The organism is Aeromicrobium phragmitis, from assembly GCF_003674095.1.
GTDB lineage: Bacteria > Actinomycetota > Actinomycetes > Propionibacteriales > Nocardioidaceae > Aeromicrobium > Aeromicrobium phragmitis.
On the sequence record NZ_RDBF01000281.1, the window covers coordinates 1 to 298 of the forward strand.

1 pseudogene is annotated in these 298 nt (G+C 67.1%); it reads left to right on the forward strand.

Annotated elements, in window-relative coordinates:
- Nucleotides 1-298 (forward strand): annotated as a pseudogene (locus D9V41_RS18390) (hypothetical protein); the annotation flags it as partial.

Below are 298 nucleotides of genomic sequence, written 5' to 3' on the forward strand. Positions count from 1 at the left end.
GACGTCGACAACGAGGCGCAGCGCGACGCGTGGGAGGAGGCGCAGGAGGGCGAGCGGCCGTACCACAACATGTGCCACCGCTCGACGCTCGCCTACCCGCAGCAGCTGAACGACAGCTTCGACTTCGCCGGTGATCTCACCTTCGCCGCCTGCTCCGGTGCGACCACCACGGAGTTCAGCGAACCGAACGCGTGGAACGACGACGAGGCGGCCCAGCTCGATCACCTCGACGAGACGACGAGCCTCGTGACCTTCAGCATCGGGGGTAACGACGCCGAGTTCGGCAACACGTTGCGCG